The organism is Neoroseomonas marina (assembly GCF_012927745.1).
Taxonomy (GTDB): domain Bacteria; phylum Pseudomonadota; class Alphaproteobacteria; order Acetobacterales; family Acetobacteraceae; genus Neoroseomonas; species Neoroseomonas marina.
Window position 1 is genome coordinate 230909 of the sequence record NZ_JABBKX010000005.1, and the last position, 12643, is coordinate 243551.

At 71.2% G+C, this 12643-nt stretch carries 14 protein-coding genes; 4 read left to right on the forward strand and 10 right to left on the reverse strand.

Translation table 11 applies throughout. The annotated features are described in order from the left end of the window. Position 1 precedes the first annotated feature (1 nt). Positions 2-532, forward strand: a complete 531-nt coding sequence (locus GWK16_RS16045) for a GNAT family N-acetyltransferase (RefSeq protein ID WP_170054983.1) — start codon at positions 2-4, stop codon at positions 530-532. Here the strand turns inward: GWK16_RS16045 and GWK16_RS16050 are convergent, their stop codons facing one another. From GWK16_RS16050 to GWK16_RS16075, 6 genes are all read right to left on the reverse strand, one after another. Then, on the reverse strand, positions 533-1375 hold the full coding sequence (locus GWK16_RS16050) for an NAD-dependent epimerase/dehydratase family protein (protein WP_170054984.1): 843 nt from the start codon (positions 1373-1375) through the stop codon (positions 533-535). It abuts the gene before it with no gap. A 4-nt stretch (positions 1376-1379) separates the two neighbouring features. Beyond that, positions 1380-2678: a TRAP transporter large permease subunit gene (locus GWK16_RS16055; RefSeq protein ID WP_170054985.1), complete on the reverse strand. Its 1299-nt coding sequence runs from the start codon at positions 2676-2678 to the stop codon at positions 1380-1382. Positions 2679-2682: 4 nt separating this feature from the next. Next, on the reverse strand, positions 2683-3198 hold the full coding sequence (locus GWK16_RS16060; RefSeq protein ID WP_170054986.1) for a TRAP transporter small permease subunit: 516 nt from the start codon (positions 3196-3198) through the stop codon (positions 2683-2685). Beyond that, complete coding sequence (locus GWK16_RS16065; protein ID WP_170054987.1) at positions 3195-4196, reverse strand: TRAP transporter substrate-binding protein; 1002 nt, start codon at positions 4194-4196, stop codon at positions 3195-3197. The genes GWK16_RS16060 and GWK16_RS16065 overlap by 4 nt, the downstream gene beginning before the upstream one ends. A gap of 93 nt (positions 4197-4289) precedes the next feature. Beyond that, complete coding sequence (locus GWK16_RS16070; RefSeq protein WP_170054988.1) at positions 4290-5189, reverse strand: dihydrodipicolinate synthase family protein; 900 nt, start codon at positions 5187-5189, stop codon at positions 4290-4292. Then, positions 5186-5896 carry a GntR family transcriptional regulator gene (locus GWK16_RS16075; protein WP_170054989.1) on the reverse strand — a complete coding sequence of 237 codons (711 nt, stop codon included), beginning with the start codon at positions 5894-5896 and terminating at the stop codon, positions 5186-5188. Before GWK16_RS16075 ends, GWK16_RS16070 begins: the two co-directional genes overlap by 4 nt. A gap of 53 nt (positions 5897-5949) precedes the next feature. Here GWK16_RS16075 and araD point away from each other — a divergent pair, with 53 nt between their 5' ends. Further along, the gene (gene araD / locus GWK16_RS16080) at positions 5950-7677 is read left to right on the forward strand and encodes an L-arabinonate dehydratase (protein ID WP_170054990.1); all 1728 of its coding nucleotides are present in this window, start codon (positions 5950-5952) and stop codon (positions 7675-7677) included. Here the strand turns inward: araD and GWK16_RS16085 are convergent. After that, positions 7671-8225 (reverse strand): hypothetical protein, encoded by a 555-nt coding sequence (locus tag GWK16_RS16085; protein WP_168040716.1) that lies wholly within the window; start codon positions 8223-8225, stop codon positions 7671-7673. The genes araD and GWK16_RS16085 overlap by 7 nt on opposite strands. Before the next feature lie 161 nt (positions 8226-8386). Between GWK16_RS16085 and GWK16_RS16090 the strand changes: the two genes are divergently transcribed. Further along, positions 8387-9733 carry an amidase gene (locus tag GWK16_RS16090; protein ID WP_170054991.1) on the forward strand — a complete coding sequence of 449 codons (1347 nt, stop codon included), beginning with the start codon at positions 8387-8389 and terminating at the stop codon, positions 9731-9733. Further along, a complete protein-coding gene (locus GWK16_RS25595; protein WP_211187473.1) occupies positions 9730-10077 on the forward strand; it encodes a cupin domain-containing protein in 348 nt (115 codons plus the stop codon). The genes GWK16_RS16090 and GWK16_RS25595 overlap by 4 nt, the downstream gene beginning before the upstream one ends. Here the strand turns inward: GWK16_RS25595 and ltnD are convergent. The 3 genes from ltnD to GWK16_RS16110 all read right to left on the reverse strand — a co-directional run bounded on the left by ltnD (position 10058) and on the right by GWK16_RS16110 (position 12592). Beyond that, the gene (gene ltnD, locus GWK16_RS16100) at positions 10058-10948 is read right to left on the reverse strand and encodes an L-threonate dehydrogenase (protein ID WP_170054992.1); all 891 of its coding nucleotides are present in this window, start codon (positions 10946-10948) and stop codon (positions 10058-10060) included. The two genes, GWK16_RS25595 and ltnD, sit on opposite strands and share 20 nt — an antisense overlap. Before the next feature lie 150 nt (positions 10949-11098). Then, positions 11099-11557 (reverse strand): MarR family winged helix-turn-helix transcriptional regulator, encoded by a 459-nt coding sequence (locus tag GWK16_RS16105; protein ID WP_170054993.1) that lies wholly within the window; start codon positions 11555-11557, stop codon positions 11099-11101. Between the two features lie 90 nt (positions 11558-11647). Beyond that, positions 11648-12592 (reverse strand): ketopantoate reductase family protein, encoded by a 945-nt coding sequence (locus tag GWK16_RS16110; RefSeq protein WP_170054994.1) that lies wholly within the window; start codon positions 12590-12592, stop codon positions 11648-11650. Between the last annotated feature and the right edge of the window lie 51 nt (positions 12593-12643).

The window sequence follows — 12643 nt, forward strand, 5'->3', positions numbered from 1 at the left end:
GGTGGCCGCGACCGACGGCATGTTCCGCGAGGCGCGGGCGGCCGACGCCCCCGCCATCGCGGCGCTGCTGACGGAGTGCTGGCAGGACGCCTATGCCGGGCTGCTGCCGGCGGCCCTGCTGCGGCACCGGCTGCCGGCGCTGCACCGGGAAGCCTGGGCCGCGCATTTCGGCGCCCCGCGCCCGGGAATCGTGCTGCTCGCCGAGGGGTCGGACGGACTGCGGGGCTTCTGCGCCGCCTGGCTCGAGGGCGACGAAGCCTATGTCGACAACCTGCACCTGCGGCCCGGCTTGCGTGGCGGCGGCGTCGGACGGGGCCTGCTCGGCCGGGCGGTCGCCGCGCTTGCCGCGCGGGGCGCGACACGGGCGGCGCTGACCATCATCGACGGCAACGAGGGCGCGCTGCGGTTCTACCAGCGCCTCGGCGGCGTCGCCGGCGCGCCCTACCCGGACCTGCTGCACGGCGAGGCGGTCACCTACCGCCGCATCGCCTGGGCCGACGCGGCGGTGCTGGTCGCCGCCTGCGCGGCGTGATCAATCCTCGAGGCTGAAGGCGTCGCGCGGGGACGGCGTCTTCCGCGAATACTCGATCGCGGTGTATCCGCCGCCCTGGTAGCGCTCGGTGACCGGATCGGCGGTGATGCCGCCGACTTCGGAACGCCAGGGCTCCGCGGAATCCTGCGGCGCCCAGCCGATGCGATCCCGGTGATCCTTGCCCCAAAAGGTCGCCGGATTGTTCGAGCAGGCCCAGATGACGGCATGGCCGGTGCGCGGCGTGTGCACGCAGCGTTCGATCAGCCGCGTCAGGTCGGCATAGGACAGCCAGGTCGAGAGCATCCGCCGGTCGATCGGCTGCGGGAAGCAGGACCCGATGCGCAGGTTGACGTTCTCGATCCCATGCTTGTCCCAGTACATGCGGCCCATCAGCTCGCCATAGGCCTTGGACAGGCCGTAATAGCCATCGGGGCGGAAGGCGCAGTCGTAGTCCAGCCGTTCATTGTTGCCGGTCGGCCGTTCGTGGAAGCCGATGGAGTGGTTGCTGCTCGCGAAGACGACGCGCGCACCCTCCCGCCGGGCGGCCTCGTAGACGTGATAGAGGCCGCGGATGTTGGGGCCGAGCACCTCCTCGAAGGGGCGCTCCACGGAGACGCCGCCGAAATGCAGGATGGCGCCGCAGCCTTCGGCCTGGCGCAGCAGCGCGACGCCGTCGTTGAGGTCCGACTTCACGAAACTCGCGCCCGACGGCAGCGGGTCCGGGAAGGGCACGATGTCCGTGAGGCGCAGGCGCCAGCCCTGCTCGCCCAGCGCCTTCGCCAGGTGGCGGCCGAGATTGCCGGAGGCACCGGTGAGGAGGACGGGCTTCGAGGGTGCGGTCATGGCGTCAGGCTCCGTAGCCGAGCAACAGGCGCGGCAGGGTGAGGGATATCGCCGGCCAATAGGTGGTCAGCGCCAGGGCGACGAGGATCGCACCCCAGAAGGGGATGATGGTCCGCATGATGTGCTCGATGCGGATCTGCCCGATGGCGCAGCCGACGAAGAGCACCGCGCCCACCGGTGGTGTCGTCAGCCCGAGGCCGAGGTTCATCATCATCACCATGCCGAACTGCACCGGGTCCATGCCGATGGCGACGACCACCGGCAGGAAGATCGGCGTGGTGATCAGGATCAGCGCCGCCATGTCCATCACGCAGCCGAGCAGCAGCAGGCAGACGTTGATCAGCAGCAGGATGACGATCGGGTTGTCGCTGATCGCGAGCATGCCCTCGGTCAGGATGTCCGGCAGGCGGTACATCGCGAGCAGCCAGGCGAAGGCCGTCGCCGTGCCGACCAGCAGGAAGACGACGGCGGTGGTGCGCACCGACGCCCGCACGGCGACGAGGAAGTTCTGCCAGGACAGCGCGCGATACACGACGAGCGTCACGGCCAGCGCCCAGATCGCGCCGAACGCCGCGCTTTCCGTCACCGTGAAGACGCCGGTCAGCACGCCGCCCAGGATGATGAAGGCGGTGAAGAGGCCGGGCAGCGCGTCGACGAAGGCCCAGGCCAGGTGCCGGAAGCCCTTCCAGCCATCGGCCGGGTAGCCGCGCCGCACCGCCATCACATAGGCCGCGATGCCGAGGAAGAGGCACATCAGCACCCCCGGCACGATGCCCGCGATGAACAGCGCCGAGACCGAGATGCCCCCGCCCGCCGCCAGCGAATAGAGAATCATGTTGTGGCTGGGCGGGATGAGGATGCCGGCGATGGAGGAGGTCACGGTCAGCGACACCGCGTAGTCCACGCCGTAGCCCTTGGCCTTCATCGCCGGGATCAGGATCACGCCGGTCGCCGAGGTGTCGGCCACCGCCGAGCCCGAGATGCCGCCGAACAGCATCGAGGTGGAGACGTCCACCATGCCGAGCCCGCCGCGCATCCAGCCCACGCAGGCCGAGGCGAGGGCGATCAGCCGTCGCGCAATGCCGCCATGGAGCATGATCTCGCCGGCGAAGATGAAGAAGGGGATGGCGAGGAGGGCGAAGATGCTCATCCCCGAAGCCATCTGCTGGAACACGACGGCGGGGTTGAGCCCTTCGTAGATGAAGCCCACCGCCGCCGCGATGCCGAGGCAGAAGGCCACCGGCACGCCCGCGACGACGAGGCCGCCGAAGACCAGGAAGATCAGGATCAGTCCGAATTCCACGACGCTACTCCAGGAAGGCTGCCGCGACGCCGCGCTTCTCGGGTGCGTCGGTGGAAAGGATGTCCCTGAGCACCTGCTCGATGGCGTAGAGCGTCATGAGCGCGCCCCCCACCACCATCGGAACGTAGGTCCAGCCCTGGCTGATGCCGAGCAGCGGGATCTTGAAGTTCGCCACCGTGCCGACGAGTTCCCAGGACCACCAGGCCATGCCGGCGCCGAAGACGCCCATCAGCGCGTCGCAGCCGATGGCGACGATGCGCTGCAGCCCGCCCGGCAGCATCTCCCGCACGCCCAGGACCGAGAGGTGGAAGCGTTCCCGCACCCCCACCGCCGCGACGGGCATCGCGATGGCGAGGATGCAGAGCGTTGCCGCGCGCTCGATCCAGGTCGGCGTGTCGTTCAGCACGTAGCGGCCGAAGACGAGCCATCCCATCATGGCGAGGAGGCCGACGAGCGCTGCGCCGGCCACCGTCACCGTCAGCGCCGACAGGATGTCGAGCGCGCGGCTGAATGCCTTCACGGCAGGGCGCGGATCTGCTGCACCAGGGCCGCGAGGCGGGCGTCCGCGGCGTATTTCGCGTAGACCGGCTCCATCAGGGTCGCCCAGGGGGCCCGGTCCTGGATCTCGATCACGGTCACGCCCGCGGCGACGACACGCTCGCGCGAGACGCGCTCGCGATCGGCCCAGGCGGCGCGCTGGATGCGGGCGGATTCACGCGCCGCATCGCGCAGGATGGCACGCTCCTGCTCGTTCAGCCGACGCCAGCGCTGCTGGGAGACGGCGAGGACCTCCGGCACGTTGGAGTGCTCGGTGGTGGAATAGTAGCGCGCGACCTCGAAGTGGCGGGTCGATTCGTAGGACGGCCAGTTGTTCTCCGCCCCGTCGATGACGCCCGACTGCAGCGAGGTGAAGACCTCGCCGAAGGGCAGCGGCGTCGGGTTGGCGTTGAGCGCCCGCATCAGATCGATCCAGAGGTCCGAGGTCTGGACGCGGATCTTCATCCCCCGCAGGTCGGCCGGCGTGCGCACGGGCCGCGTCGTGTAGATGCTGCGCGCGCCGGCGTCGTACCAGGCGAGCGCGATGATGCCGATGCGCTCGAGGTCGGCCGAGATCGCCTCGCCCGCCGGCCCGTCGATCGCACGCTGCATGTGCCCGACGTCGCGGAACAGGAAGGGCAGCGTCACGACGTTGGTCGTGGGGGCCAGGTTGTTGAAGGGCGAGAGGTTGAAGTTCGCGAAGTCGATGGTCCCCAGCCGCATCTGCTGGATGGCCTCGTCCTGCTGGCCCAGCTGCGCCGAATGGAAGGTGCGCATGCGGATGCGGTTGCTGGTCCGCTCGCCGACGATGCGGGTGAAGGCATCCATGCCGATGCCGTTCGGGTAGTCGGCGGCATGGATGTTCCAGCCGCGCCATTCCTGCGCGGAGGCCGGCGCCGCGGCGAGGCCGACCACGCCGAGCGCGGCGGCCGCGACGGCGGCCAGCAGGGAGCGGCGAGGCCGCTGAGGCTTCGTTGTCATGGACCCATCCTCCTGGCTCGGGGGCGTGGGCCGCCCCTCGAATGCATCAACTGCAATAGCAGATAGCAGTCTGGCGCGCCGCGGCGCCGGCCGTCAACGGCCGTCCCGGACGAGTCCCCAGCCTGCCATGAGCGTTCCGAGCCGCGCGAGCGAATCCGGGGCGAGCGGCCAGGCGGCGGGCGGGCGCGTCGGCCCGGCATCCTCGCCCATCAGCGCGAGGGCGGCCTTGACCACCGAGACATTGGCACCGTTCTGCTCCTCGGCGCGCAGCGCCTCGAAGGCGGCGATCGCGGCAATGCGCGCATTCGCATCTGCGAGATCACCCGCCCGCAGCGCCTTCAGGATGGCGACCGAACGGTCCGGCGCGACATTGATCAGCCCCGAGGTGAAGCCCTGCGCGCCGAGTCCCGTCATGGCCGGCGCCCAGGGTTCGGCCAGACCGCAGACGAACAGCACGCCAGGCGCGGCGCGCATGGCGCGCGCCAGCGCCATCATGTCGGGACTGGCCCATTTCACCGCGACGACGGACGGCAGCGCACACAGCGCCGCGACCGCGCCATCTCCGATGCCGGGATTGCGGAGGTACAGCACGACGGGCAGCCCGGCTGCTTCCCCGGCGCGTCGGACGTAGTCGACCACGCCACGCGGGCTGACGAAGGGATCGGGCGGCTGGTGCACCATGATCGCATCCGCGCCGTCGGCCTTGGCCCGTGCCGCGAGGCGCACCGCCTCCTTCACCGACCGCCCGATGCCCGCGACGACGCGCGCGCGGCCCGCGACGATGGCCGGTACCTCGGCCTGCATCCGCTCCGCCTCGGCGTAGGATAGGCCATAGAACTCCGAGGTGTTGCCGTTGACCGTCAGCGCATCGACGCCCGCCGCGGCGCAGCGCGCGACGATGGGCGCGAGACGCGCCGGCGCGATCTCGTCCGCCGCATCGAAGGGGGTGACCAGGATGCCGGAGATGCCGGCCAGCGCCGCCCGCACGGTCATGGCCGGCGCATCGGACGCGGCGGTGGCGGCAGCACGCCATTGGTGACCAGCGATCGCAGGATGTGATGCCGCATGCGGGCCTCCGCGAGGGCGGGATCGTGGCGCCGCAGCGCGGCCACGATCCCCCTGTGCTCGGCGAGCGCCTTGGGCAGGTCGCGCGGCGTGCTGCCGATCGCGCGATGGCGGCCGAGATGGTCATAGGCCCTGAGAGAGCCGAGGGAGCGGATCAGGAACAGGTTGCCGGTCGCCCGGTGGATCAGGGCGTGGAATTCCTCGTTCGCCTCGTCCAGCGCCTCGGTGTCGCCCGCCTCGGTGCCGGCGGTCATGCGCTTGAGGATGACCGCGAGCGACGCCAGGCTGTCGGCATCGATCCGTTCCGCCGCAAGCGCGCAGGCCACCCCTTCCAGGGCGGCGCGGATGCGGCCGAGCTCGCCGAGCTGCGCGGGCCCGACCTCGGCCACCACCGTGCCGCGGCGTGGCAGGGTGACGACCATGCCGTCCTGCTCGAGCCGACGCAGCGCCTCCCGCACCGGCTGGGCGGAGATGCCGAGTTCCGTTGCGATGGAGCGTTCGGAGATCTTGCGGCCGGCGGGCAGCATCCCCTGCACGATGGATTCGCGCAGGCGCCGGTAGGCGCGTTCGCCGAGGGAAAGCGTGTCCTCCTCGGCCAGCGGGGCGAGCCTCTGTCGGGCTGTCTCGGCGGCCATGGACAACTGCCATAGCAGTTGGCAGCGTGGCGGGGAAGCAGGAGGAGGAAACCATGCCCCGCAAGCGCCCAGAGGAACTGCGCAGCCATCGCTGGTTCGGCGTCGAGGACCTGCGCGCCTTCGGCCATCGCAGCCGCATGCTGCAGGCCGGGTATTCCGAGAGCGATTTCCGCGGCAAGCCGGTCATCGGCATCATCAACACCTGGTCGGAACTTTCCCCCTGCCACTTCCACTTCCGCACCCGGGCGGAGGAAGTGAAGCGCGGCGTCTGGCAGGCCGGCGGCTTCCCGGTGGAGCTGCCCGCGCATCCGGTGACCGAGCAGTACCAGAAGCCGACCTCGATGCTGTATCGCAACCTGCTCGCGATGGAGACGGAGGAACTCGCGCGGTCCCATCCCTGCGACGGGCTCGTGCTGCTCGGCGGCTGCGACAAGACGCCGCCGGGGCTGATGATGGGCGCGATCAGCTCGGGCCTGCCCTGCATCTTCGTGCCCGCCGGACCGATGCTGCGCGGCAACTGGCGCGGCAAGACGCTCGGGTCCGGGTCCGACGTGTGGAAGTACCATGCGGAACTGCGCGCGGGGAACATCACGCAGGAGCAGTGGAAGGACATGGAAGGCGGCATCGCCCGGTCCTTCGGTACCTGCATGACCGCGGGCACCGCGGCGACGATGATGCTGGCGGTGGAAGCGCTCGGCTTCACGCTGCCCGGCGCGTCGTCGATCCCGGCGGCGGATTCCGCCCATCCGCGCATGGCGACGGAATCCGGCAAGCGTATCGTCGAGATGGTGTGGGAGGATTTGACCCCGCAGGCCATCATCACCGAGGGCAGCGTGGACAACGCCGTGACCACGACGATGGCCTTCGGCGGATCGACCAACGCCATCCCGCACCTGATCGCCATGGCGCGGCGCGCGGGCGTGATGCTCGACCTCGAACGCTTCGACCGGCTGTCGGCGCGCGTGCCGCTGCTCGCGAACCTCCGCCCGAATGCGGGCGAGAAGCTGATGGAGGATTTCTTCTACGCCGGCGGCGCGCGCGCCTTCATGAAGCGCATCTCGGCCTATCTCGACCTGTCGGCGAAGACGGTCACCGGGAAGACCGTAGGCGAGACCATCGCGACCGCCGAGATCTTCGACGAGACCGTCATCCTCCCGCTCGACAAGCCGCTGCAGGCCGAAGGCGGGCTGGCGGTGCTGAAGGGGTCGCTCGCGCCGAACGGCGCGGTGATCAAGACCAGCGCGTCGGAACAGCGCCTGCTGCAGCACACCGGCCCCGCGGTGGTGTTCGAGGATTATGCCGACCTCAAGAAGCGGCTCGATGATCCGGACCTCGATGTCACCGCGGACAGCGTGCTGGTGCTGAAGCAGGCGGGGCCGCAGGGCGGGCCCGGCATGCCGGAATGGGGCATGCTGCCGCTGCCGCAGAAGCTGCTGAAGCAGGGCGTGCGCGACATGGTGCGCATCAGCGACGCGCGCATGTCCGGCACCTCCTACGGCACCTGCGTGCTGCACGTCGCGCCGGAATCCCATGTCGGCGGGCCGCTCGCCTTCGTGAAGGATGGCGACCTGATCCGCCTCGACGTCGCGAACCGCCGGCTCGACCTGCTGGTGGACGAGGAGGAGATGGCTCGCCGCCGCGCCGCCTGGACGCCACCGAAGCGGCGCTATGCGCGCGGCTGGACCTCGCTCTACCTCGACAACGTGACGCAGGCGGACGAGGGATGCGACCTCCGATTCCTCGAAGGCACGCTGCCGACGCCCGAGCCCGACATCTACTGAGCGCGCGCGATCGCCGCGTTCGAATCCTCGAACAGGCGGATCGCCGCGGCGACGTCGTAGGGCTGTTCGTGCAGCGTCTCGGGGTCCCATTCGCTGCGCCCTTCGGCGAAGAAGTCGCCGCCATAGACGTGCAGCGCGCCGGTCAGGCGCGGGATCGGGTTGGTGACGGAGTGGATGATGTCCCGCCCGAGCGCGGCGCAATCGCCCACGCCCATCGCCTTGGCGCCCGCAGCCTCGAGCCGGTCCTCCTCGGGGATCCGGCGCCAGAAGATGTTGTCCTCGCGCCCGGTATAGATGCCGATCACCGCCCACATGTTGTGGTTGTGCGGCATGATCGTCATCCGCGGCCCCCAGACGAGGTTCAGGATCGTCAGGCCAGGGGAGCGGAGGATCGGGAAGACGCCGGCGCGGGTCGGCTCGCCCAGGGCGGCGAGCACGGCACCGGGGTCCGACACGGCGCGCGCGACGACCTCCCGCATGGCCTTGTGGGTCCGGTCTTCGGCGATCGCGGTCTGGCAATCGGCGACGAAGCGTTCGATGTCCAACATCGGGGCTCTCCCTGCTGGCGGGCCATGGCCATCCCTACGCCGGGCCTTCGGGAGAAGTTACGCCCCGGCGATGGCGCCGCACACGCCAAATCCTCATCCTTGCCCCGCCTTGCCGGGATCCGGGGGCGGCGGGACAATGCGCCGACGTCAGGAGGAGCCGGATGAAGACCATTGCCGAGGCCGCCGCCGCCCTTGGGGCCGGCCACACCACCGCCGCCGCGCTGACCGAGGCCGCGCTGGCGCGCATCGCGGATCCCGCCGGCGAAGGGTCGCGCGCCTTCATGACCGTGCATGCGGACACCGCCCGCGCCTCCGCCGCCGCGATGGATGCGCTGCGCGCGGCCGGCCGAGCCCCCTCCCCCTTCGCGGGCATCCCGATCAGCATCAAGGACCTCTACGACGAGGCCGGGGTGACGACGCGCTCGGGCTCGGTCGTGCTGAAGGGCGCGCCGCGGGCCAAGGCGACGGCGCCGTCCGTGCAGCGCCTGATCCGCGCCGGCTTCGTCATCCTCGGCCGGACCAACATGGTGGAGTTCGCCTTCTCCGGCCTCGGCGTGAACCCGCATTACGGCACGCCGAAGAGCCCTTGGGACCGCGCGACGGGACGTCTGCCGGGTGGGTCCTCCTCAGGCGCCGGCGTGGCGGTGGCGGACGGGATGGGCTTCGCGGGGCTCGGCACCGATACGGGCGGGTCCTGCCGCATCCCGGCCGCGCTCTGCGGCGTGGTCGGATGGAAGCCGACGGCCAGGCGCGTGACCATCGAGGGCATCCTGCCGCTCTCGCCCTCGCTCGATTCCGCCGGTCCGCTGGCGCGCAGCGTCGCCGATTGCGCGATCGTCGACGGCTTCATGGCGGGCGAGGAGAACCCCGCGCCGCCGAAGCCTGTTCCGCTCAAGGGCCTGCGCCTCGGCGTGCCGCGCGGCACCTTCCTGACCGACGGCATGGATGCGACGGTCGGCGCGGTGTTCGGGCGCACCCTGACGCGGCTGTCGGCCGCCGGCGCGCATGTCATCGAATTCGACCTGCCGGAACTCGCCGAGATTCCGGTGGTCAATGCCGGCGGCGGCTTCGCGGCGAGCGAATCCTGGGCCTGGCACCACCGGCTGATCGCCGAGAAGGGCGACGCCTACGATCCGCGCGTCGTCTCCCGCATCCGGCGCGGCGCGCAGATGACCGCGGCGGACTACATCGAACTCGTGGAGGCACGCGCGCGCATCAATGCCGCCGCCGCGGCGCGCACCGCGTCCTTCGACGCCATGGTCTGCCCGACCGTGCCGCTGGTGCCCCCGCGCATCGCGGATGTGGCGGAGGACGCGGACTACGCCCGCATTAACCTCCTGCTGCTGCGCAACACCAGCGTCGGCAACTTCCTCGATCGCTGCTCCATCTCCATCCCCTGCCATGCCGAGGGCGAGGCACCGGTCGGGCTGATGCTGACCGGCGAGCACATGGGCGATGCCCGCCTGTTCCAGGTCGCGGCGGCGGTGGAGGCGGCGCTGGCGGCGTGACCGCGCCCCGCTTCGGCAAGCTGCGCGACGGCACGACGCCCGCCGCGCCGGGCGGCGAGACCTTCGCGGACCTCGCCGCCGCGGGTGGGGCGCGCATCGAGCGCATCGCCTCGCGCGCCGTCCGCGACGGCGCGTGGTACGAGCAGGGCTGGGACGAATTCGTCCTGCTGGTCGAAGGCGCGGCGACGCTTGCCTTCGCGGACGGGTCTCGGCGCGACCTCGGACCCGGCGACTGGTGCCTGCTGCCGGCCGGCTGCCGCCATCGCGTCGTCGCCACGGACCCCGCGGCGGTGACGCTGTGGCTCGCCATTCACCTGCCGCCGGTCACTCCCCCGGCAGCTTGATCCCGGTCATCGCCTGCCAGACGCGGATGACGAAGCCGTCGTCCTTGCCGCCCTGCCCGATGGCGCGCGCCGCGGTGAACAGCTGCTGCGCCTGGGAGGCGAGCGGCACCGGGAAGTTCAGCGAACGCGCCATCTCGGTCACCAGGCCGAGATCCTTGACGAAGATGTCCACCGCCGAGCGCGGCGCGTCGTCGCCGGCCAGTACGCGCGCCATGCGGTTCTCGAACATCCAGGAATTGCCGGCGGCGCTCGTCACCACGTCGTAGAGCGCCTGCGGATCGGCGCCGGCCCGGATGCCGAGCGCCATCGCCTCGGCCGCCACCGCGATGTGCACGCCGGCGAGCAGCTGGTGCACCACCTTCACCGTCGCGCCGATGCCCGGCTCCTCGCCGAGATGCCACACCTTCGTCGCGATGGCGCCGAGCACGGGTTCCGCTGCGCCGAAGGCGGCCACGCTGCCCGAGGCCATGACGGTCATCTCGCCGGCGCGCGCCTTCACCGCGCCGCCGGAGACGGGCGCGTCGAGGAACAGCAACTGCCGCTCCTGCGCCTGTTCGGCCAGTGCGCGCGCCGCGTCGGGGCCCATGGTCGCGGAACTCACGATGACCGCGCCGGGGGCAAGGCGCGACGCGGCGCCACCCTCGCCGAACAGGGCGGCTTCGGTCTGCGCGGCGTTGACCACCAGGACGACGACGGCCTCGGTGCCCAGGGGCAGTTCCGCGGCGGTCGCGGCGACGCCGCCGCCGGCCGCGGCGAATTCGTCCCGCGCCGAGACGCGCATGTCGCAGCCGGTCACCTCATGGCCGGCGCGAAGCAGGCTCAGCGCCGCGCCCATGCCCATGCTGCCCAGACCGATGACGCCGACCTTCATGCGCGCTGCCCCCCTTGCGATACGCCGCGCGAACAGACGATGCCGGGGCGGCCGCGTCAACGCGTCAGCGCGACCACCGCCTGCACCACGGCGAACACCACCATCAGCAGCAGCACGATCCGCTGCAGAACGCGCATCGGCGGCATGGGGTCAGGCGCCGCGCGCCCGCGGCCGACGCCCCTGGCGCGAGATCAACGCCCGCAGCAGGTCCTTCATGGCCCCCGCATCGGGGTGGCGCGCGACGACCTCGGCCTCATGCGCGCGCGCGGCGGCGAGCAAGTCCGCGACCATGGTTTCGCCACGCGGCGCGAGGTGCACGCGCACGAGGCGGCGGTCTCGACCATCCTGCTGGCGCCGCACCAGGCCGTCACGTTCCATGCGGTCGAGCACCTTGGTCATGGTCGGCTGCTGCAGCAGGCAGGCCTCGGCCAATGCGGTCACCGTCTCCGGCCCGCCCGACAGGGTGGCGAGAACGCGCCACACCGGCACCGAGACGCCGCGCGCCCGCAACCGGTCGTGGAACTCCGACGAAACGACGAAGGACGCCCGCGCGAGCAGCGACAACAGATAGTCGTCGACGAAGCGGGGCGCAGCATCGTGCGTGTCCATGGCCTGCCTGCAGAGCTGGTCGCCCCAGACTAGCGAAGCGACGGCGCGGGAGTCTTGCCTCGCGTGCATCATGTTGCATCGCAACATGACTCAGGCACCCGGCAGGCGGCGTCGCTCCCGGCGCTGCTCATACGCCTTCGCGTGCAGGAACGCCGCGTCATGCAACTCGGCGGAGATGCCCGCGCGATGCGCGGCGGCGGCCAGGAAGCCCAGGATGTGATCGGCCTCGATGCGTCCCCCCGCCTCGATGTCGCGCAGCATGGAGGTCGCGTAGGCGCTCTTCGGATCGGCGAACAGCGTGCGATATTCGGCCAGGAATGCCTCGCGCATCGGATGCCCGTTGGCGGCCGCGATCGCGGCGTTGCGATCGAGCATGCGGTGCAGGAAGGCGACGCCGCCGGGGCTCGCGGCGATCTCGCCGACATTGGCCCGCATCAGCACCGTGCCGATCGCGCTGGTGCCGAGATGCACGAGCTTTTCCCACATGCGCGCCATGATGTCGGGCACGGCCTGCGCAACGACGCCGCGCGTCCGCGCGAAGGCGGCCTCGATCGCCGCGACGCGCGGGCTCATGGTGCCGTCGCGCTCGCCGAAGGTGAGCCAGCGCCAATCGTTCAGCTGGCGGACCGTGCCGTCGGGCGCCAGCGTCGCCTGGATCTTCGCCAGGCCGCCCAACACGCGCGCCGGGCCGAACGCGTCGGCGAGGCGATCGACGTGCGACAACCCGTTCAGCACCGGCAGGATGGCGGTACCTTCATCGACCGCGGGCGCGATCGCGGCCATCGCGTCGTCGAGGTCATAGGCCTTGCAGGACAGCAGGATCACATCCCAGCCGGGGCGGGCCTCCCCGGCGGCGACGGTCTCGACCGCGCCCTGCCAGGCGCCGAAGGGGCTTTCGATGCGCAGGCCGTCCCGCTGCAGCATCGCCCGGCGGGCAGGCCGGACCAGGAACGCGACCTCGGCGCTGCCGGCTTCGACCAGGCGGCCGCCGAAATACCCGCCGAGCGCTCCGGCGCCCAGGACCAGCACGCGCATGGTTTCCTCCGTCTCTTCGCGGCCGACCCTAGGCGCCCATGCCAAGGCCGT